Origin of the sequence: Mesorhizobium sp. M0018 (genome assembly GCF_040323955.1) — a bacterium.
Classification (GTDB): Bacteria; Pseudomonadota; Alphaproteobacteria; order Rhizobiales; family Rhizobiaceae; genus Mesorhizobium.
Window position 1 is genome coordinate 38,714 of sequence record NZ_JAMYVL010000020.1, and the last position, 19,186, is coordinate 57,899.

21 protein-coding genes are annotated in these 19,186 nt (G+C 61.5%); 18 read left to right on the forward strand and 3 right to left on the reverse strand.

All coding sequences use genetic code 11. The features are described from left to right. The first annotated feature begins 39 nt into the window (after positions 1 to 39). From NKJ81_RS24240 to NKJ81_RS24265, 6 genes are all read left to right on the forward strand, one after another. Positions 40 to 1,074, forward strand: a complete 1,035-nt coding sequence (locus NKJ81_RS24240; RefSeq protein WP_023675106.1) for a cysteine synthase A — start codon at positions 40 to 42, stop codon at positions 1,072 to 1,074. Next, the gene (locus NKJ81_RS24245) at positions 1,074 to 1,817 is read left to right on the forward strand and encodes an alanyl-tRNA editing protein (protein ID WP_023675105.1); all 744 of its coding nucleotides are present in this window, start codon (positions 1,074 to 1,076) and stop codon (positions 1,815 to 1,817) included. Before NKJ81_RS24240 ends, NKJ81_RS24245 begins: the two co-directional genes overlap by 1 nt. Before the next feature lie 35 nt (positions 1,818 to 1,852). Further along, on the forward strand, positions 1,853 to 2,704 hold the full coding sequence (sseA, locus tag NKJ81_RS24250; protein WP_023675104.1) for a 3-mercaptopyruvate sulfurtransferase: 852 nt from the start codon (positions 1,853 to 1,855) through the stop codon (positions 2,702 to 2,704). 5 nt (positions 2,705 to 2,709) lie between these two features. Beyond that, on the forward strand, positions 2,710 to 3,273 hold the full coding sequence (locus NKJ81_RS24255) for a GNAT family N-acetyltransferase (RefSeq protein WP_352448953.1): 564 nt from the start codon (positions 2,710 to 2,712) through the stop codon (positions 3,271 to 3,273). A 149-nt stretch (positions 3,274 to 3,422) separates the two neighbouring features. Beyond that, positions 3,423 to 4,229, forward strand: a complete 807-nt coding sequence (dapB, locus tag NKJ81_RS24260) for a 4-hydroxy-tetrahydrodipicolinate reductase (protein ID WP_352448952.1) — start codon at positions 3,423 to 3,425, stop codon at positions 4,227 to 4,229. A 77-nt stretch (positions 4,230 to 4,306) separates the two neighbouring features. Then, positions 4,307 to 4,774, forward strand: coding sequence for a DUF1203 domain-containing protein (locus NKJ81_RS24265; RefSeq protein WP_352471826.1), 468 nt, complete (start codon positions 4,307 to 4,309; stop codon positions 4,772 to 4,774). A gap of 244 nt (positions 4,775 to 5,018) precedes the next feature. Here NKJ81_RS24265 and ald read toward each other — a convergent pair whose 3' ends face one another. Further along, positions 5,019 to 6,134, reverse strand: coding sequence for an alanine dehydrogenase (gene ald, locus NKJ81_RS24270; RefSeq protein WP_352502940.1), 1,116 nt, complete (start codon positions 6,132 to 6,134; stop codon positions 5,019 to 5,021). 157 nt (positions 6,135 to 6,291) lie between these two features. Between ald and NKJ81_RS24275 the strand changes: the two genes are divergently transcribed. Continuing rightward, positions 6,292 to 6,765 (forward strand): Lrp/AsnC family transcriptional regulator, encoded by a 474-nt coding sequence (locus tag NKJ81_RS24275; protein WP_023675099.1) that lies wholly within the window; start codon positions 6,292 to 6,294, stop codon positions 6,763 to 6,765. Positions 6,766 to 6,778: 13 nt separating this feature from the next. Here NKJ81_RS24275 and NKJ81_RS24280 read toward each other — a convergent pair whose 3' ends face one another. Next, on the reverse strand, positions 6,779 to 7,435 hold the full coding sequence (locus NKJ81_RS24280) for a 5-formyltetrahydrofolate cyclo-ligase (RefSeq protein WP_352471829.1): 657 nt from the start codon (positions 7,433 to 7,435) through the stop codon (positions 6,779 to 6,781). Between the two features lie 180 nt (positions 7,436 to 7,615). Between NKJ81_RS24280 and NKJ81_RS24285 the strand changes: the two genes are divergently transcribed. The 7 genes from NKJ81_RS24285 (at position 7,616) to NKJ81_RS24315 (ending at position 14,418) form a co-directional block, all read left to right on the forward strand. Then, positions 7,616 to 8,881 carry an NAD(P)/FAD-dependent oxidoreductase gene (locus NKJ81_RS24285; RefSeq protein ID WP_352541997.1) on the forward strand — a complete coding sequence of 422 codons (1,266 nt, stop codon included), beginning with the start codon at positions 7,616 to 7,618 and terminating at the stop codon, positions 8,879 to 8,881. Between the two features lie 131 nt (positions 8,882 to 9,012). Then, positions 9,013 to 10,992 carry a bifunctional 2',3'-cyclic-nucleotide 2'-phosphodiesterase/3'-nucleotidase gene (locus NKJ81_RS24290; RefSeq protein ID WP_352541998.1) on the forward strand — a complete coding sequence of 660 codons (1,980 nt, stop codon included), beginning with the start codon at positions 9,013 to 9,015 and terminating at the stop codon, positions 10,990 to 10,992. Between the two features lie 371 nt (positions 10,993 to 11,363). Next, positions 11,364 to 11,498 (forward strand): hypothetical protein, encoded by a 135-nt coding sequence (locus NKJ81_RS24295; RefSeq protein ID WP_292655342.1) that lies wholly within the window; start codon positions 11,364 to 11,366, stop codon positions 11,496 to 11,498. Positions 11,499 to 11,601: 103 nt separating this feature from the next. Then, positions 11,602 to 11,889, forward strand: a complete 288-nt coding sequence (locus NKJ81_RS24300; RefSeq protein WP_254817185.1) for a Dabb family protein — start codon at positions 11,602 to 11,604, stop codon at positions 11,887 to 11,889. A 306-nt stretch (positions 11,890 to 12,195) separates the two neighbouring features. After that, positions 12,196 to 13,083 carry a VOC family protein gene (locus tag NKJ81_RS24305; protein WP_352541999.1) on the forward strand — a complete coding sequence of 296 codons (888 nt, stop codon included), beginning with the start codon at positions 12,196 to 12,198 and terminating at the stop codon, positions 13,081 to 13,083. After that, on the forward strand, positions 13,080 to 13,931 hold the full coding sequence (kdsA, locus tag NKJ81_RS24310; RefSeq protein ID WP_352542000.1) for a 3-deoxy-8-phosphooctulonate synthase: 852 nt from the start codon (positions 13,080 to 13,082) through the stop codon (positions 13,929 to 13,931). The genes NKJ81_RS24305 and kdsA overlap by 4 nt, the downstream gene beginning before the upstream one ends. A 121-nt stretch (positions 13,932 to 14,052) precedes the next feature. Next, on the forward strand, positions 14,053 to 14,418 hold the full coding sequence (locus NKJ81_RS24315) for a PRC-barrel domain-containing protein (protein ID WP_023675091.1): 366 nt from the start codon (positions 14,053 to 14,055) through the stop codon (positions 14,416 to 14,418). A gap of 77 nt (positions 14,419 to 14,495) precedes the next feature. Here the strand turns inward: NKJ81_RS24315 and NKJ81_RS24320 are convergent, their stop codons facing one another. Then, the gene (locus NKJ81_RS24320; protein WP_084642452.1) at positions 14,496 to 14,618 is read right to left on the reverse strand and encodes a hypothetical protein; all 123 of its coding nucleotides are present in this window, start codon (positions 14,616 to 14,618) and stop codon (positions 14,496 to 14,498) included. 202 nt (positions 14,619 to 14,820) lie between these two features. On the opposite strand from NKJ81_RS24320, the gene eno reads away from it, so the two are divergent. From eno to NKJ81_RS24340, 4 genes are all read left to right on the forward strand, one after another. After that, the gene (gene eno, locus NKJ81_RS24325; RefSeq protein WP_352471834.1) at positions 14,821 to 16,095 is read left to right on the forward strand and encodes a phosphopyruvate hydratase; all 1,275 of its coding nucleotides are present in this window, start codon (positions 14,821 to 14,823) and stop codon (positions 16,093 to 16,095) included. 134 nt (positions 16,096 to 16,229) lie between these two features. Then, entirely contained in the window at positions 16,230 to 16,550 is a 321-nt protein-coding gene (locus tag NKJ81_RS24330; protein WP_023675088.1) for an FtsB family cell division protein, read from the forward strand. A 171-nt stretch (positions 16,551 to 16,721) separates the two neighbouring features. Next, complete coding sequence (gene pdhA / locus NKJ81_RS24335) at positions 16,722 to 17,762, forward strand: pyruvate dehydrogenase (acetyl-transferring) E1 component subunit alpha (protein WP_352502934.1); 1,041 nt, start codon at positions 16,722 to 16,724, stop codon at positions 17,760 to 17,762. A gap of 15 nt (positions 17,763 to 17,777) precedes the next feature. Beyond that, the gene (locus NKJ81_RS24340) at positions 17,778 to 19,181 is read left to right on the forward strand and encodes a pyruvate dehydrogenase complex E1 component subunit beta (protein ID WP_352542001.1); all 1,404 of its coding nucleotides are present in this window, start codon (positions 17,778 to 17,780) and stop codon (positions 19,179 to 19,181) included. The last annotated feature ends 5 nt before the right edge of the window (positions 19,182 to 19,186 follow it).

Genomic DNA, 19,186 nt, shown 5'->3' on the forward strand with positions numbered 1-19,186 from the left:
GGGTTTCTAGGGTTTCGCCGCACCCACAAAGGAATCTCCATGCCCCGTTCTGTGATCGACGTGATCGGCAACACGCCCCTGATCCGCCTCAACAAGGCCTCGGAAGCAACCGGCTGCGAGATCCTGGGCAAGGCCGAATTCATGAATCCCGGGCAGTCGGTAAAGGACCGCGCCGGCCTGTTTATCATCCGCGATGCGGAACAGCGCGGGCTGCTGCGGCCCGGCGGCGTCATCGTCGAGGGGACGGCTGGCAACACCGGCATCGGATTGACACTGGTTGCCAAGGCGCTCGGCTACCGCACGGTGATCGTCATTCCCGACACCCAGAGCCAGGAGAAGAAGGATACGATCAAACTGCTCGGCGCCGAGTTGATCGAAGTGCCCGCCGTGCCTTACAAGAACCCGAACAACTACGTGAAGCTGTCGGGCCGGCTGGCCGAGCAGATGGCCAAGAGCGAGCCGAACGGCGCGATCTGGGCCAACCAGTTCGACAATGTCGCCAACCGTGACGGCCATATCCGCACCACGGCCGAAGAAATCTGGAACCAGACCGACGGCAAGGTGGATGGTTTCGTGTCGGCGGTCGGTTCCGGCGGCACTCTGGCAGGCGTCGGTTTCGGGCTGAAGGCCAAAAACAACCAGGTCAAGATCGCGCTGGCCGATCCGCTGGGGGCAGCGCTCTATTCCTTCTACACCAGCGGCGAGCTGAAATCCGAGGGCAGTTCGATCACCGAAGGCATCGGGCAGGGGCGGATCACCGCCAACCTCCAAGGCTTTACACCCGATTTTGCCTTCCAGATCCCCGACGAGGACGCGCTGCCGATCGTATTCGACCTGATCCAGGAGGAGGGGCTTTGCGTTGGCGGTTCGACGGGCATCAACATTGCCGGCGCCATTCGCCTGGCGCGCGAGCTAGGCCCCGGCCACACTATCGTGACCATGCTTTGCGACTACGGCACGCGCTACCAGTCGAAGCTGTTCAATCCTGAATTCCTGCGCGAAAAGAAGCTGCCGGTGCCGGGGTGGATGGAGCAACAGAGCACGATTTCAGTACCGTTCGAAAGGGTTGCGTGATGGCGCACAAGACCGAAGCGCTGTTTCGTGACGACGCCTATCTGGGGACGGCCGACGCCACCGTCGTCGCAGTCAATGATCGCGGCGGCATCATTCTGGACCGGACGGTGTTTTACGCCACATCGGGCGGGCAGCCGGGCGACACCGGCAGCCTCGAACGCGCCGACGGCACCGGCATAGCGATTGCCGCTACGATCACCGGCGAAACCAAGGACGAGATCATCCATGTGCCGGCGCCGGAGCAGGCAGTTCCAAAGGTGGGCGAGCGCATGAGGCTCGCCATCGACTGGCCGCGGCGGCAGTTGCTGATGCGCATGCATTCTGCCTGCCACCTGCTTACCGTCGTCTGTCCGTTCCCGATCACCGGCGCCGCGGTTTCCGAGGACGACAGCCGTATCGATTTCGACATCCCGGATGCCGGCTTTACCAAGGAAGACGTGACGGCCAGACTGATGGAACTGGTGCGAGCCGACCACCCGATCTTCACCCGGCTCATTTCCGACGAGGAACTGGCATCCAATCCGGGCTTGGTGAAATCCAAGAATGTGCGGCCCCCGGCCGGCACGGGAAGGATCCGATTGGTCTGCATCGGCGAGAACGCTTCGATCGACAGCCAGCCTTGCGGCGGCACCCATGTAAAGAGCACCAGCGAAATCGGCGAGATCCATATCGGCAAGATCGAGAAGAAGGGCCGCGAGAACCGGCGCTTCCGCATTCGCTTTGGTCCTATGCCGCCAGCCTGATATAGGACTGCGACGGGCGGGACAGGAGAGAAAAGATGGCCGACGACAGTCCTTTCACCATCGATGCCGATTGGTTACAGAAGCGGCTCGGCGAACCCGGCCTGACGATTGTCGACGCGTCCTGGTATCTGCCGGCGCAAAAGCGTGACGCGCGCGCCGAGTACGACGTAGCGCATATTCCAGGCGCCCGCTTCCTCGACCAGGATGCGGTTTCGGACCCCGACGCGGCTCTGCCGCACACGCTGCCGTCGCCGCAGCATTTCGCGCAATATGTCGGCGCGATGGGTATTTCGGCCGATGACACGATTGTTGTCTATGACGGGCCAGGGTTCTTTTCTGCACCGCGCGCCTGGTGGTTGTTTCGCGTCATGGGCGTGTTCCAGGTCTATATACTCGACGGCGGGTTCGATCGTTGGAAAGCCGCCGGACGGCCAGTGACGGCGGAGCCGACGAAGATCGCGCCTTGCGTGTTTTATGCCAACTTCGATGCCGCCCGCGTCGCCAGCCTTGCCGACATGCGCCGGATCGTCGAGACGGGGGAGAGCCAGATCGCCGACGCGCGCTCGCCTGGCCGTTTTGCCGGCACCGAGCCGGAGCCGCGCCCCGGCATCCGCTCCGGCCATATGCCGGGCGCGCACAACGTGCCATTTTCGGCGCTTTCGGAAAACGGCGAATTGTTGCCGAAGGACAGGCTGCGCAAAGTGATCGAAGGAGCCGGCATCGACCTGTCGAAGCCGGTCGTCACCTCCTGCGGGTCGGGCGTCACCGCGGCAGCTGTCACGCTGGCTTTGGAGACGCTTGGCCATGCCGACAACAGGCTTTATGACGGTTCATGGACCGAATGGGGCGGGCTTTCCGACACGCCCGTCGTGACGGGCAAGGACTGACGGGGATGGAAGACGGATCGCTGGAAGACATCGACGTCACCGTGACGTTTCTCGAAATGCATGTGCCGCCTGCGTATTCGCCGCCGCTGCCGTACAACCGCCAGATCGCGCTGCTCAAGACCAAAGACATTCCGCTGCATTTCTACCGCTATTTGATGGATCGGGTGGGCCGCAAATGGCACTGGGTCAATGTGCTGAGGCTGAGCGACGAGGAGCTTGCGGCGGGCATCCACCGCGAGGACCGCGACATCAGGGTGCTTTATCTGGATGGTGCGCCGGCCGGCTTCTTCGACCTCAAGCCGCATTTGCCGGAGGAAGTGGAACTCGCTTATTTCGGAATGATGGAGCACGCGACCGGGCAAGGCATCGGCCGCTGGTTCCTTGGTGCGGCAATCGCCGCGGCATGGTCGCACGGGCCAAAGCGGGTGACGGTGCAGACCTGCACCCTCGATCACCCAGCAGCACTGCCGCTCTATCAAAAACTCGGCTTTACGCCAGTGGCGCAAAAAAAGGAGGTCGTACATCCGATGTCTTTTGCCGAGCGCGCGGCCAGCGTCATGCGGCCCTGATTTTCAGGCCCGTTCATCCGCGCTTCAGCTTGTCTTGCAATGTCCCAGAGTCTCTGGATCAACACTCAAAGGCGAGCCCGACTTGAATGAGCTTGGCTCTTTCCATATCGCTATCGTCTAAAAACCGATGGGTGATGGAGGATCGCACGATGGCAATACGCGTGGTAATGGCCGGCGCGACCGGCTGGGTCGGCAAAGCGCTGGTTCCGGCGATCGGGGCGCAGGGCGACATGGCGCTGGCCGGGGCTGTATCACGCAGCGGCGCGGGGCAGGATTCCGGTCTGCTGGTTGGTATGCCGGCTAATGGTATTGCCGTTTCGGCCTCGCTGGCCGAGGCGCTGGAGGCGCCGTCGGACGTGCTGGTCGACTTCACCAAGCCGCATGTCGTGAAAGACCATGTGCTGCTCGCCATCGACAACGGACGGCATACGGTGATCGGCACGTCGGGACTGGGAGCTGCCGATTATGCCGAGATCGACGCCGCGGCGCGCGCTAATGGCGTCGGCGTCGTTGCCGCCGGCAACTTTTCCATCACCGCCACGCTGATGAAGCGGTTTGCACTTATGGCGGCAAAATACGTGCCGGATGTCGAGGTCATCGATTATGCTAGTGCAAAGAAGCCCGACGCGCCCTCCGGAACCGCACGAGAGCTTGCTGAAGCGCTGGCCGACATCCGCAAGGCCTCAACGGCAAAGCCGGTCTCCGAGGTCTCCGGCGTGCCGGCCACACGCGGTGGTGCGGTCGGCGCAGGCGAGGGGGTGCAAGTGCACGCGCTTCGCCTGCCGTCCTACATCCTGTCCTGCGAGGCGCTGTTCGGTCTGCCAGACGAGCGGCTGACCATACGCCACGACGCCGGCTCGTCCGCGGCGCCTTACGTGGCGGGCACGCTGCTCGCCATCAGACGGGTACAGCAGATCAAAGGTCTGGTTCGTGGTCTCGACGCGCTGATGGATTGATCCATTTCGGCAGGAATCGGGTGGGAAACGCTGTCTTGCGAGCATAATTTCCGGTCGACGACACCGGAGATTTTGCCATGACGCTAAAATTCAAAGCCTTGCCAACCAATGCTGTCCGGGCACTTCAGCGCGGCGGGCCGGATGCTTATGGCTTGAAGCCAGAGCGGCAAATTTCGGATGGCGACGGCGTGCCTTGCCGTCATTGCTTGAAAAATATTGCTTTGGGAGAAGCCTATCTTGTTTTGGCCTATCGACCTTTTCCGGAGCTGCAGCCTTATGCCGAAACGGGGCCGATCTTTCTGCATGCGAAAGAATGCGAACGCGCCGCCGAGGGGAAAATGCTTCCCGAAATGCTCGAAAGCAGCGATTACATTGTGCGCGGTTATGGCAAGGACGACCGCATCGTTTACGGCAGCGGCGGCGTCATTCCGACCGACGCCATTGCCGCACGGGCAGAGACGTTGTTCGAACGCGACGACATCGCTTACGTCCACATCCGCTCGGCGCGCAACAATTGCTATCAGTGCCGGATCGACCGCGCGTAACCGGACAGGCTGCACCGGCTTGGCTGTCGTACTCCCGTCGCATACCAGCGGTAGAAAGAGACTGTCGATCGATTTGCCGACCGCGGATGAACCGGCGGAAATTTTCGACAACCGAGGAAGCGGGGCTTTGGCTCCGCTTTTTTGTTGTCCGGTTATTCTGCGCGCCCGACACTTTTCCGTTTTTCGACATAAGAAAAACCCGTCGGACGAATCCGACGGGCACTGGAGAGGCAGATTCGGAAGCTCAGGCGGCGAGAACGGCCTTCGGCTCGACCAGCTCGTAACCGAGCGCTTCGGCCACCGCGCGATTCGTGATCTTGCCCTTGTGGACGTTCAGCCCGTTGCGCAGATGGTGGTCGTCTACCAGCGCCTTGAGGCCCTTGTCGGCGAGCTGCAGGCCATAATGCAGCGTCGCATTATTGAGTGCGTGGGCCGAGGTGACCGGCACCGCACCCGGCATGTTGGCGACGCAATAGTGGATGACGCCGTCGACCTCATAGGTCGGCTCGGCATGGGTGGTGGCGTGCGAGGTCTCGAAGCAGCCGCCCTGGTCGATGGCGACGTCGACCAGCACGGCGCCTTTCTTCATGCCCGACAGCATCTCGCGCGTCACCAGCTTGGGCGCTGCTGCCCCCGGGATCAGCACGGCGCCGACGACGATGTCAGCCGAAAAACATTCTTCTTCCAGCGCCTCGACGGTCGAGTAGCGGGTGTGGACGCGGCCGCCAAAGATGTCGTCGAGCTGACGCAGGCGCGGGATCGAGCGGTCAATGATGGTGACGTCGGCGCCAAGGCCGGCGGCCATCCGTGCAGCATGCAGGCCGACGACGCCGCCGCCGAGCACGGTTACCTTGCCGGGGAGCACGCCGGGCACGCCGCCAAGCAGCACCCCGCGGCCGCCATTGGCCTTTTGCAGCGCCGTTGCACCCGCCTGGATCGACAGGCGGCCGGCAACTTCCGACATCGGCGCCAAGAGCGGCAGACCGCCGCGCTCGTCGGTGACGGTCTCGTAGGCTATCGCGGTCACGCCGGAGGCCAGCAGGCCCTTGGTCTGCTCCGGATCCGGGGCAAGATGCAGATAGGTATAGAGGATCTGGCCGTCGCGGAGCTGAACCCATTCGTTGGGCTGCGGCTCCTTGACCTTCACGATCATGTCGGACTTGGCAAAAACGTCGGCTGCCGTCTTGGCGATCGTGGCGCCGGCGGCACGATACGCGTTGTCGTCGGCGCCGATGCCGGCGCCGGCGCCGGTCTCGATCAGCACTTCATGGCCATGCGCGACATATTCGCGGACCGAACCCGGCGTCAGGCCGACGCGATATTCGTGATTCTTGATTTCCCGGGGGCAGCCGATGCGCATCGTTCTTCTCCTGATCCGGCCCTTTGGGGCTCGTTCCCTGTCTAGAGATAGTGAACCACGAATCGTTCGGTAAGTGTTTGCGAATGCGCTTGCCTGAGAAGCCACTGTTCGATAATCGTTGCGCGAAACATTAGAATTGTCGCAGGAACCCGCAAAAATGCCGCTCGACAGGATTGATATCGCCATTCTCGAGACGTTGCAGAAGGATGGGCGGATACCCAACGCAGCGCTCGCCGAGAAGGTCGGCCTGTCCCAGTCGGCCTGCTCGCGGCGGCTGGACAATCTGGAGAAATCCGGAACCATCCGCGGCTATCACGCCCGGCTGTCCAACGCTGCACTTGGGCACCAGATGACGGCGATCGTGCATATATCGCTGTCCGGGCAATTCGAGAAGACGTTGTCGGATTTCGAGGCAGCGATAAAGCGCTGCCCGAACGTCTTGTCCTGCCATTTGATGTCGGGCGAATATGACTACATCCTGCGCATAGCGGCAAAGGATCTCGTCGACTACGAACGTATCCACAAGGAGTGGCTGTCGGCAATGCCGCATGTGACGAAGATCAATTCGTCCTTTGCCTTGCGCGAAATCGTCGATCGCACAGCCGTGGGAATGAAGCCTGAACTCGCCTAGGCCCCGAACTCGCCTAGGCCTTGGATGCCTCAGTCACCACACGGTCCATCGGAATATCGTGCGGCTGCGGGTAGATGGTGGTGATGCGCTGCAACTCGTAGCCGACGCCGATGACCAGCGGCTTGAACGGCATCGCGGCAAGCGTGCGATCGAAGAAGCCGCCGCCATAACCCAAGCGGAACTGCCCGGGATCGATGCCGACGATCGGCGAAATGACGACGTCGGGCAACACCGGATCACCGTCAGCCGGTATCGGGATATTCCAGACGCCCTTCTCCAGCCGGTCTCCGTGGGCATAGGCGCGAAAGACAAGCGGCCGGTCTTTCTCGACGACGACGGGCAACGCCGTGCGCCCGCCTCGCGCGTTAACGGTTTCCATCCAAGGGCGCAGGTCCGGCTCGCCGCGAAACGGCCAGTAGAGGCTGACCAAACGGCCGGCGATGTCGCCGATCACCGCGTCGAGCCCTTCGGCAATACGCTGCGACATAGCTGCGCGCGTGTCGGCTGAAACGGCAAGGCGGGATGCGATCAACCGCTCGCGCTCGGCCTTGCGCCAGCGCCTTACGTCGGTCCAGTCGGATAGCGGCGCTTGGAACTCCGGATCGAGCTCGTGCATAAAACAAGGCGGCGAGGCGTACTGCGCTGAGCCTTCGTCTTCATCGCTAGCCATGCTTCACCTGCAATATACAGTTCCAACCAAGTAGTATCCTGGACGCAGGCTATATCCGGGAACGAGTCCGCAGCATGCGTATTCACGACATCAAGCGACGACTCCCAGGTAGTTGCAGCGCAGGCATTGCTGCACTGCACAACGATACTTACATCAGCCTTGGCGAGAGGGATGAGCGAGATGAACACAGCCAACCATCACGTCGTCGTCGTAGGTGCCGGTTTCGGCGGCCTCGAGTTCACCCGCGCACTAGCCGGCTCGCCGGTGCGCATCACGATGATCGACAGGCGCAATCATCACCTTTTTCAGCCGCTGCTCTACCAGGTGGCGACGACGGCGCTGGCCACCTCCGAAGTCGCCTGGCCGATCCGCCATCTTCTGCGCAGGCGCAAGGACGTGACGACGCTGCTCGCCACCGTTACCGGCATCGACCGCACCGGCAAGCGCGTGCTGCTGCAGGACGGCGGCACGGTCGCTTACGACACGCTGGTGCTGGCCACCGGCGCGCGGCACGCCTATTTCGGCCATGACGAATGGGAACCGTTCGCCCCTGGCCTGAAGACGCTGGAGGACGCCACCACCATTCGACGGCGTATTCTTTTGGCTTTCGAGCAGGCCGAGCGGGAAACCGATCCCGCCCAGCGCCAGGCATTGCTGACCCTGGCGATCGTCGGCGGCGGGCCGACCGGCGTGGAACTGGCCGGCACCATTGCCGAGCTGGCGCACGACACGCTGCACGGCGAGTTCCGCAACATCGACACGCGGCAGACGCGTGTGGTGCTGATTGAGGCCGGTGACCGCATCCTCTCCAATTTCGCTCCCGAACTCTCCGATTATGCAACGAAGGCGCTCGAACGGCTCGGCGTGACCGTCGAACTCGGCCGGGCGGTTACGCGCTGCGATGCCGAGGGTGTCGTCTTCGGCGACACACATTTGCCGGCCAGGACAATCCTGTGGGCGGCGGGCGTCGCCGCTTCGCCGGCCGCCGAATGGCTCGGCGCGGCAGCGGACCGCGCGGGCAGGGTGCTTGTCGAGCCCGACTTGAGTGTGCCGGGAAACCCGGAGATTTTCGTCATCGGTGACGCAGCGCACGTCCTGCGGCCGGATGGCCGGCTCGTGCCGGGCGTCGCGCCCGCCGCCAAGCAGCAGGGACGGCATGTCGCCGCGACGATCAAGGCAAGGCTTACCGGTGGCACGACACCGCGTCCTTTCAGCTACAGGCATGACGGCGACCTGGCGACGATCGGCAAGCGCGCCGCGGCCATCGATTTCGGCTGGATCAAGCTTACCGGCCGGCTTGCCTGGTGGCTATGGGGCTTGGCGCATATCTACTTCCTGATCGGCTTTCGTAACCGGCTTGCGGTTTCCCTGAGTTGGCTATGGATCTACTTCACCGGTCAGCGCAGCGCGCGGCTGATCACGCAAGGCGACGACGACAAGGGCTGATTGTTCGCTGCCGGACATTTATCGGCGCGTCACCTCCTCTTGATGGAATCGGCTTCTGGACTCGACTGGATTTCGGCGCGAAGCTTTGCTTCGGGCAGGACTTGTCACGTCGTGGAAGAAAGAGAAAACGAATGTCCCAATTGCGCCACCTCGTCTCACGCCGCGATTTCCTCGCCGGCGTCGCCGCCAGCGGAGCGCTGATCATGCTGCACCCGTTCTCCGCCCGGGCTCAAGCCAATCAGGCGCATCTGAGGATTATGGAGACGACCGACATCCACGTGAATGTGCTGCCTTACGACTACTACGCCGACAAAGCTAACGACACGATGGGGCTGTCGCGAACGGCATCGTTGATTGAAGCCGTGCGCAAGGAAGCAATCAACGCGATGCTGATCGATAATGGCGACCTTCTGCAAGGCAACCCGATGGGCGACTACATCGCCTACGAGAGGGGGATGAAGGATGGCGATCTGCATCCGGTCATGAAGGGCATGAACCTGCTCGGCTACGAATGCTCGACCCTCGGCAACCACGAGTTCAACTACGGCCTGTCGTTCATGGACAAGGTGCTGGCCGGTGCCAACTTCCCGTTTGTCTGCGCGAATTTGATCCGCGGCACGGAGCTCGCCGCGAACCCGCGCGACGACAGGCTTTATCTCAAGCCTTACGTCATCCTCGACAGGAAGATCAAAGACGGGTCGGGCGCCGAGCAACCGATCAGGATCGGCATCATCGGCTTCGTGCCGCCGCAGATCATGGTCTGGGACCTGAAAAATCTCGAGGGCAGCGTCAAAACACGCGACATCGTCGAGGCGGCCAAGGCGTGGGTGCCGCAAATGAAGGAAGAAGGCGCCGACATCGTCATTGCGCTCTCCCATTCCGGCATCGACGTGAAGCAAAGTGACATGATGGAGAACGCCTCCTTCTTCGTTGCCGGTGTCGAAGGTATCGATGCGGTGTTCACCGGTCACCAGCATCTGGTCTTCCCCGGCAAGAAGGACTTTCAGTCGCTGGAAGCCGTCGATACGGCGAAAGGCACGTTGCAAGGCAAGCCCGCCGTCATGGCCGGCTTCTGGGGCTCGCACATGGGGCTGATCGATCTGTTGCTGGAGCGCGACGGATCGACGTGGAAAATCGTCTCGGCGACCTCTGAGGCCAGGCCGATCTTTGAGCGGGTCGACAAAACGAACAAGCCGACCGTCGCGGACGACCAGCGCATCATCGACGCGCTCAAACAGGACCACGAGGCGACGCTTGCCTATGTGCGCCGGCCGGTCGGCAAAACCTCGGCGCCGCTCTATTCCTATTTTGCGCTGGTCGCCGATGATCCATCGGTGCAGATCGTCAGCCAGGCGCAGACCTGGTATTTGAAGGACATCCTGAAGAACACAGAGTGGAAGGATATGCCGCTGTTGTCGGCGGCGGCACCGTTCAAGGCCGGCGGGCGCAACGGCGCCGACTATTACACCGACGTGGCGGTGGGCGATATCGCCATCAAGAACGTCGCCGATCTCTACCTCTATCCAAACACGGTGCGCGCCGTTGAAATCACCGGGGCAGAGGTGAAGGAATGGCTGGAAATGTCGGCCGGCATCTTCAACCGGATCGAACCGGGCAAAGCCGACCAGGCGCTCATCAACACTGACTTCCCATCCTATAATTTCGACGTGATCGACGGCGTCACATACAAGATCGATCTGTCGCAGCCACCGAAATATGATTCGAAGGGCGGGCTGGTGAATGCTGGCTCGACCCGCATCATTGACTTGATGTTCGACGGCAAACCGATTGACCCCAAGCGGAAATTCGTCGTCGCCACCAACAACTACCGAGCCGGCGGCGGGGGCAATTTCCCGGAGATCAATGCCTCGAAGATCATCTACGAAGCGCCCGACACCAACCGCGATGTGATCGTGCGCTATATCGTCAGCAAAGGCACCATCAACCCGTCGGCGGACGCCAACTGGTCGTTTGCGCCACTGCCGGGAACCCGCGTCGTATTCGAGACCGGCGCCAAGGCGAAGGAGTTTATTGCGCAAGTGAAGTCGCTGAAGATCGAGCCGGCGGGCGAGGGCGAAGCGGGCTTTGCAAAATACCGCATCACTCTTTGAGGCGAGGATTTGAACGTCGGCTCGAAACTGTCTCAGCGTTAAGATACTGCCCCGATACGGCCAATCCGTTTGAGACAGGGGGCCTCTTCAAGCAGGTGGTGCGAAACGCCGCTTGACGGCGGCATGACCGGATCCAGCGCGTCCGTCGAAATCCCGCCGGAATAATGGTGTGGCAGTCGGTCGATCGAGGCGGGAAGCGGTCGTCGAAGCCGAGCGGGGTTATCTTTCCAAGGCGCCCTGTGGCGGTAGCGCCATTCTGGCCAGCAAGCATCGCAGCAGACAGACCACAAAGGCCATTAAATTCGGGGAAGGGTCCCCAGCAGCGTTGGAATCGCTATGGTTGCAACCGTCCATATGCGCTAGTTTTAGTCATGCGTTATGTCATCGTCATCACGACTGTCACCTTTTTCCTGATCTGGGACGGCATTTACAACCAAGGCCGCTACCTCGACAGGACGGTCAGGGAGGTGACCCGCATCGTGCACTATGTAACGAGCATGGTGTAGTTTCTCTTCGCACCTACGGTTCGCAGACGCGACAAACCTGCCGATTGACGGCACGCTGCCGCTGACACAAAAGAACGCCGGTCCAACGGTCGAGGAGGCTGGGTTGATCCGGCATATCGTTTTCTTCAGCGCACGGCATAAAGCGGATGTCGAGGCAGTGCGCACGGGCCTCCTGGCGCTTGGCAAGATACCGCATTCGCGTCATTTCGAGGTAACGCTCAACACCAAGGTCGACCCGCTCTCGGATGAGATCGATGTGGTCGTCTACGCCGAGTTCGAGGACGAAGCGGCGCTCGCCGCCTACAAGGCGCATCCGCTCTATGCAGAGACGACCAGCCGGGTCAAACCTCTGCGCGAATTACGCTATTCGGCCGACATCGTTGCAAGTTGACCGCCTCCCAAGGCAGATTTGACGTCGCGGAGGGGCTCCGCGCCGTAGCCCGCTTCACTCCGTCTGAGCCGCGGAGGTTTCGGTCGGATCGACGCCCGGCCGCTTTGGCGCGTTCCAGATCAGCACGGCGATAACTGCTATCGCAATAACGGCTAGGGCGATGAAAAGGTCTCTTCCCATAGCAATGAGCTAGGATGATTTTTGCGGGCGGCAAGTCGGCTCCTCGCGGCCGAGGCCTGCGATCGCCGCTGAGGCACCGGCTAAGCCCTTGAACCATTTTCAGGAATGAGGCACATCGCGCGGGACATGACCGAAAACACCCCCGCAAGGCCTCATCCGCTCGATCACCTGGTGCTGCCGACAGCAAGCCTCGATGTTGCGCGGGCGCGCTTGGCCCTGCTCGGCTTTACCGTTGCGCCGACAGGTATCCACCCTTTCGGAACGCAAAACTGCTGTGTCTTTCTCACCGACGGCACCTATCTCGAGCCGCTCGCGGTCGCTGACCGGCAGGCCGTGGCAACGGCGATCGCGAACCGCAATGTCTTTGTCGTGCGTGATCGCACGTATCGCGAAGAAAACGGCGATGAAGGATTTTCTGCCGTGGCGCTGGGCACCGAAAGCGCCGCCGCGGACCACGCGCGCTACATGGAAGCCGGTCTGTCGGCGGGAGACGCGCTAAGCTTTTCGCGCGCCTTCACCGATGCGGCGGGAAAGAGCGATACCGCATCGTTCAAACTGGCCTTCGCGGCTACAGGCAAGACAGCGGACGCTTTTCTCTTCGCCTGCGAGCGGATCAATGCGCCGAACGTCGACCGCACTGCGTTGCAGGCCCACGCTAATGGCGCAACCGGCATTGTCGAAGTCGTGGCAGTCACTGGCGAACCTTTCGAACAAGGCCGTTTGATTTCGATCGCAGCCGGAATCGAGGCGCAGGGCGGCGGCACTGTCTATGAGCTACCGAATGCCGTCGTGACCGTTCTGGATCCTGCAGCCTATTCGGCACGCTTCGGCATTCCTGCCGGCGCACCATCTGAACTCCGCTTTGCTGGGATCGTCTTTTCGATTAGGCACGGCGATGCCGTCGCCAAGCTGCTTGCAGCCAATTCTGTGGAACACCACATGCGCGGCGGTGATACCATCGTGCCGCCGGCGCCAGGGCAGGGCGCAGCCTTCATTTTCCGGGAGATCGCATGAACAAGCTCAATCCACTGATGCCGAACTCTTCCGTTGCGGTCGGCAAAGTCATTTTCGGCAACAGCGCGCCCCTATCGCTGATCGCTGGTCCATGCCAGCTGGAATCGCGGCAGCACGCTTTCGACATGGCCGGTGCGCTAAAGGAATTGACCGACAGGCTCGGCATTGGGCTCGTCTACAAGACCAGCTACGACAAGGCCAATCGCACCTCGCTTGGCGGCACGCGCGGCGCGGGACTTGAAGCGGCAATGCCGATCTTCGACGACTTGCGCAAGAATTTTGCCTTGCCGATCCTGACCGACGTCCACACTGAGGAACAATGCGCGATCGTCGCGCTTCATGCCGATATCCTGCAGATTCCTGCCTTCCTCAGCCGCCAGACCGATTTGCTGATTGCTGCGGCAAAAACCGGCAAGGTGGTCAATGTGAAGAAGGGGCAATTCCTCGCGCCGTGGGACATGAAGAACGTCGTCGCCAAAATCATCGGCTCCGGCAACGCCAATGTCTTGGTCACCGAGCGCGGCGCATCCTTTGGTTACAACACCCTGGTGTCCGACATGCGGGCGCTGCCGATCATGGCCGAGATCGGCGCGCCGGTGATTTTCGATGCCACCCATTCCGTGCAGCAGCCGGGTGGGCAGGGCGGTTCGTCTGGAGGCGACCGGCGCTTTGTCGAGACGCTGGCGCGCGCGGCCGTCGCGGTTGGCGTCGCCGGCGTCTTCATCGAGACGCACCAGGACCCCGACAACGCGCCTTCCGACGGTCCCAACATGGTGCCGCTAAAGGATCTTCCCGCATTGCTTGAACGGCTGATGGCGTTCGATCGCGTTGCCAAAAGCGTGGGTTGAACCAGCAGTTGCGCCACAGCAGCGCCGCCAGGAAACTTTGAAGAATTTCGAACCCGCCTGGAACCTTAGCCCGCGGCCCTCATTGTCAAAATCTAATGTCAACGACGACGAGGAGCACACCATGACGACCCAGACGGGACACACCGAAGCCATCGCCGCTTCGCGGGTTATCGGCACATCGGTCTACAATACGGAAGGCACTCATATCGGCGACATCGAGGACGTCATGCTCGACAAACTGTCGAACGGAATCATGTTTGCCGTGATCGGTTTTGGTGGATTTCTCGGCATCGGCGAGAAATACCACGCCATTCCGTGGGCGAGCCTTGACTATGACGAGAACAAGGGCGGCTATGTCGTGCCGTTCACCAAAGACCAGCTGATGGCCGCTCCTTCCTATTCGATCAACGAGTTGACCGGCGCCGACGGCGAGGCCGCGCGTGATGCCTCATACAACTACTACAAGGTCGAGCCTTACTGGCACTGACCTTACTGGCACTGACTAAGTCTCCTGGAATCAAAAAGGCCCCCGGGAAATCGGGGGCCTTTCGATGTGGCGGGATGCTACTGCGCAATCTGCAGGGCCGGCAAAGGCGACGATCCCTGCGGGGGTTGCTGATTGTCGCACGACGTCAGGAACGCAGCCGCGATCAGGAACAAACTCACAATACCGCTCAACTGGGACATGGCGAAACTCCTCCTGTTTCGCCCCGCGCGACAACAGCCATAAACCAGAAACCGGCATGCCGCGTATGACAAATGATGACAGCGCTTCGTGCTTCGTGAATCCGTAGCGCACGGGCAATATTTGCAAGTGCCCCGATTGCGTTTTGCGGCGCTTTGGCTAAGAGGTGCGCGACGCTTCAATCGATCAATCGGGGACATCGCAATGACGGCCATCATCGACATTGTCGGGCGTGAAATCCTGGACAGCCGCGGAAATCCGACCGTCGAGGTCGACGTCGTGCTCGAAGACGGCTCGATGGGTCGCGCCGCGGTGCCGTCCGGCGCCTCGACCGGCGCGCATGAGGCGGTCGAACTGCGCGATGGCGGCCCCCGCTATCTCGGCAAGGGCGTGCTCACTGCGGTCGAGGCGGTGAACGGCGAGCTGTTCGAGGCGATCGGCGGCATGGAGGCAGAGAATCAGATTCATATCGACCAGACCATGATCGAGCTCGATGGTACGCCCAATAAGAGCCGGCTCGGCGCCAATGCCATCCTCGGCGTGTCGCTGGCTGTGGCCAAGGCTGCGGCCGAAGCCGCCGACCTGCCGCTCTATCGTTATGTCGGCGGCACCAAGGCCCATGTGCTGCCGGTGCCTATGATGAACATCATCAATGGCGGCGCGCATGCCGACAACCCGATCGATTTCCAGGAATTCATGATCCTGCCGATCGGCGCGCCGACGCTGCGCGACGGCGTGCGCTGGGGCTCGGAGATCTTTCATACGCTGCGAAAGAAGCTGAAGGACGCCGGCCATAACACCAATGTCGGCGACGAGGGCGGCTTTGCCCCCAACCTGAAGAGCGCGCCGGCCGCGCTCGACTTCATCATGGAATCGATCGAGCAGGCTGGCTTCAAGCCCGGCGAGGAGGTTGCGCTAGGCCTCGACTGCGCGGCGACCGAATTCTTCAAGGATGGCAACTACGTCTATGAAGGCGAGAGGAAAACCCGCGACCCGAAGGTGCAGGCCAGATATCTGGCCAAACTTGCTGCCGACTACCCGATCATCACCATTGAGGACGGCCTGGCGGAGGATGACTGGGACGGTTGGAAAATACTGACCGATCTCATCGGCAAGCAAACGCAGCTGGTTGGCGACGATCTGTTCGTCACCAACACGGCGCGGCTGCGCGACGGCATCCGCATGGGTGTCGCCAATTCGATCCTGGTCAAGGTCAACCAGATCGGCTCGCTTACCGAAACGCTCGACGCCGTCGAGACCGCGCACAAGGCCGGCTATACCGCGGTGATGTCGCACCGCTCGGGCGAGACCGAGGATTCGACCATCGCCGACCTCGCCGTTGCCACCAATTGCGGGCAGATCAAGACGGGCTCGCTGTCACGCTCGGATCGCATGGCCAAGTACAACCAGCTCATCCGCATTGAGGAGGAGCTCGGCAAGCAGGCGCGATATGCCGGCAAGTCGATCGTGAAAAGCTGATTTCGAGAGAAAATCCGTGGCGGCGAGGGCGGGGACATTCCCGCCCTTTTTTGCTTCCTGGCTCTGAATCCAACAGGCTGTAACCGTCCATTAAGCACAATCGGGCGACAAAGGCGGCGTAGAGGATTCGGACCATGTGGACACGCCAGCACAAGCAAAGAAACACCGGCCGGCTGATCATCCCCTCGCTCTGCGTGGTGTTCCTGACTTATTTCGGCTTCCATGCCTATCATGGCGAGTTCGGCATCTATTCCAAGTATCAGCTCGAAGCTGAGACTGCCGAATTGCAGGGCAGGCTCGATGCCGTCAGGGCGCGCCGGATCGATCTCGAGCGCCGCGTTCAGCTGATGCATGAGGGCACCCTGGAGAAGGACATGCTGGACGAGCAGGCGCGCAAGGCGCTTAATCTGTCCCACGCGGACGAGATCACCATCATGCTGCCGGTTGCAAGATAACCGGATTTCAGTTAATCGGTGATATTTGCAATGATTTTAATTGCTTAGATGCATGACAGCCATGCGTTTTCGGCATGGCGAAAGCCTTCCCTGCATGTTAGCCTGCCTCAAATCGGTGGGAGAACTGATCTCCCTCGCTGTCCGCCAAGAGACGCCAACAGGGAGTGATGCATGGCCACCGCCACCAGAAAAGCGCCTGCCAAATCCAAATCGGACGGCAAAACGCCGGGCCTTTCCACCCCAAAGCCTGTTGAATTCACCAAAGACCAGGAGCTTGCCGCCTACCGGCGCATGCTGCTCATCCGCCGCTTCGAGGAAAAGGCCGGCCAGCTTTACGGCATGGGCTTCATCGGCGGTTTCTGCCACCTCTACATCGGGCAGGAAGCGGTCGTTACCGGCATGAAGATGGCGCTGATCGATGGCGACCAGATGATCACCGCCTATCGCGACCATGGTCATATGCTGGCCATGGAGTTGTCGCCGCGCGGCGTCATGGCCGAACTGACCGGGCGCCGTAGCGGCCTGTCCAGAGGCAAGGGCGGCTCGATGCACATGTTCTCCAAGGAGAAGCATTTTTACGGCGGCCACGGCATCGTCGGCGCGCAAGTGTCGCTCGGCACCGGCATTGCGTTCGCCAACCGCTATCGCGGCAACAACAATGTGACGCTGACCTATTTCGGCGATGGCGCGGCGAATCAAGGCCAAGTCTACGAAAGCTTCAACATGGCCTCGCTGTGGAAGCTTCCGGTGATCTACATCATCGAGAACAACCGCTACGCCATGGGCACCTCGGTCTCGCGCTCGTCGGCCGAGACGGATTTCTCGCACCGCGGCGCGTCCTTCAAGATTCCAGGCATCCAGGTCGACGGCATGGATGTGCGCGCTGTAAAGGCAGCCGGCGACCTCGCCGCCGAATGGTGCCGCGCCGGCAACGGGCCGCTCATTCTCGAAATGCAGACCTATCGTTACCGCGGCCATTCGATGTCGGATCCGGCTAAATACCGCTCCAAGGAAGAAGTGCAGAAAATGCGCTCCGAACGTGACCCGATCGAGCAGGTCAAGGCGCGGCTGCTCGATAAGAAATGGGCAAGCGAGGACGAACTCAAGGCCATCGACAAGGAAGTCCGCGACGTTGTCGCCGACGCCGCAGAATTTGCCCAGAACGACGCGGAGCCAGATCCGTCCGAGCTCTGGACCGACATCGTACTTTAACGAGAGGGCAAGGACATGCCGATCGAAATTCTCATGCCCGCCCTCTCGCCGACCATGGAAGAGGGTAATGTTTCGAAGTGGTTGAAGAAAGAAGGCGACAAGGTCGCGGCCGGTGACGCCATTGCCGAAATCGAGACCGACAAGGCAACGATGGAAGTCGAAGCCGTCGACGACGGCACGCTTGCCAAGATCGTGGTTCCTGCCGGCACCGAAGGCGTCAAGGTCAACACACTGATCGCTGTGCTGGCCGTCGATGGCGAAGACATCGACGAGGCGGGCGAAGGCATTGGCGAGGAGGCTGTCGTGTCGCAAGCGGCAGCGCCCGCGGCTGCTCCGCCCCCCGTTGCTGCTCCGGCCAAGAGCGAAGCGGCAGCACCTGTTGCCGCCGCACCCAGGCTGGAAATTGCCGCCGATCCGGACATCCCGGCCGGCACCGAAATGGTCTCGACCACGGTGCGTGAAGCGTTGCGCGACGCAATGGCTGAGGAAATGCGCCGCGACGGCGACGTCTTCGTCATGGGCGAGGAAGTCGCCGAGTACCAGGGCGCCTACAAGATCACACAAGGCCTGTTGCAGGAATTCGGTCCGCGGCGCGTAGTCGACACGCCGATCACCGAGCACGGCTTTGCCGGCGTTGGTGTTGGCGCGGCGATGGCCGGCCTGAAGCCGATCGTCGAATTCATGACCTTCAACTTCGCCATGCAGGCGATCGACCAGATCATCAATTCAGCCGCCAAGACGCTCTACATGTCCGGCGGCCAGATGGGCGCCCCGATCGTCTTTCGCGGCCCGAACGGCGCGGCTGCCCGCGTCGCCGCGCAGCATTCGCAATGCTATGCCGCCTGGTACAGCCATGTTCCCGGGTTGAAGGTGGTGATGCCCTATACCGCCGCCGACGCCAAGGGTCTGCTCAAGGCGGCGATCCGTGACCCGAACCCGGTCATCTTCCTCGAGAACGAAATCCTTTACGGCCACTCCTTCGACGTGCCGAAGATGGACGATTTCGTGCTGCCGATCGGCAAGGCGCGCATTCACAAATCCGGCAAGGACGTGACCATCGTCTCGTTCGGCATCGGTATGACCTACGTGATCAAGGCCGAGGCGGAGTTGCGCGGCATGGGCATCGATGCCGAGATAATCGACTTGCGCACCATCCGCCCGCTCGACTTCGACACGATCATCGCCTCGGTCAAAAAGACCAATCGCCTCGTGGTGGTCGAGGAAGGCTTTCCGCAGAACTCGGTCGGCGACCATGTCGCCAATCAGGTCTCGCAGCGCGCCTTCGATTTCCTCGATGCACCGGTCATTACAATTGCCGGCAAGGACGTGCCGATGCCCTATGCGGCGAACCTCGAAAAGCTGGCGCTGCCCAATGTCGGCGAGGTCGTCGAGGCGGTCAAAGCCGTCACGTATCGCTGAGCAGG

Coding starts and splice junctions, on each gene's coding strand:
- NKJ81_RS24330 (WP_023675088.1), top strand. CDS start 16,230: ATGTGGACACGCCAGCACAAGCAAAGAAACACCGGCCGGCTGATCATC.
- NKJ81_RS24265 (WP_352471826.1), top strand. CDS start 4,307: ATGACGCTAAAATTCAAAGCCTTGCCAACCAATGCTGTCCGGGCACTT.
- NKJ81_RS24290 (WP_352541998.1), top strand. CDS start 9,013: ATGTCCCAATTGCGCCACCTCGTCTCACGCCGCGATTTCCTCGCCGGC.
- NKJ81_RS24245 (WP_023675105.1), top strand. CDS start 1,074: ATGGCGCACAAGACCGAAGCGCTGTTTCGTGACGACGCCTATCTGGGG.
- pdhA (WP_352502934.1), top strand. CDS start 16,722: ATGGCCACCGCCACCAGAAAAGCGCCTGCCAAATCCAAATCGGACGGC.
- sseA (WP_023675104.1), top strand. CDS start 1,853: ATGGCCGACGACAGTCCTTTCACCATCGATGCCGATTGGTTACAGAAG.
- NKJ81_RS24295 (WP_292655342.1), top strand. CDS start 11,364: ATGCGTTATGTCATCGTCATCACGACTGTCACCTTTTTCCTGATCTGG.
- kdsA (WP_352542000.1), top strand. CDS start 13,080: ATGAACAAGCTCAATCCACTGATGCCGAACTCTTCCGTTGCGGTCGGC.
- eno (WP_352471834.1), top strand. CDS start 14,821: ATGACGGCCATCATCGACATTGTCGGGCGTGAAATCCTGGACAGCCGC.
- NKJ81_RS24305 (WP_352541999.1), top strand. CDS start 12,196: ATGACCGAAAACACCCCCGCAAGGCCTCATCCGCTCGATCACCTGGTG.
- NKJ81_RS24315 (WP_023675091.1), top strand. CDS start 14,053: ATGACGACCCAGACGGGACACACCGAAGCCATCGCCGCTTCGCGGGTT.
- NKJ81_RS24340 (WP_352542001.1), top strand. CDS start 17,778: ATGCCGATCGAAATTCTCATGCCCGCCCTCTCGCCGACCATGGAAGAG.
- NKJ81_RS24240 (WP_023675106.1), top strand. CDS start 40: ATGCCCCGTTCTGTGATCGACGTGATCGGCAACACGCCCCTGATCCGC.
- NKJ81_RS24275 (WP_023675099.1), top strand. CDS start 6,292: ATGCCGCTCGACAGGATTGATATCGCCATTCTCGAGACGTTGCAGAAG.
- NKJ81_RS24320 (WP_084642452.1), bottom strand. CDS start 14,618: ATGTCCCAGTTGAGCGGTATTGTGAGTTTGTTCCTGATCGCGGCTGCG.
- dapB (WP_352448952.1), top strand. CDS start 3,423: ATGGCAATACGCGTGGTAATGGCCGGCGCGACCGGCTGGGTCGGCAAA.
- ald (WP_352502940.1), bottom strand. CDS start 6,134: ATGCGCATCGGCTGCCCCCGGGAAATCAAGAATCACGAATATCGCGTC.
- NKJ81_RS24285 (WP_352541997.1), top strand. CDS start 7,616: ATGAACACAGCCAACCATCACGTCGTCGTCGTAGGTGCCGGTTTCGGC.
- NKJ81_RS24255 (WP_352448953.1), top strand. CDS start 2,710: ATGGAAGACGGATCGCTGGAAGACATCGACGTCACCGTGACGTTTCTC.
- NKJ81_RS24280 (WP_352471829.1), bottom strand. CDS start 7,435: ATGGCTAGCGATGAAGACGAAGGCTCAGCGCAGTACGCCTCGCCGCCT.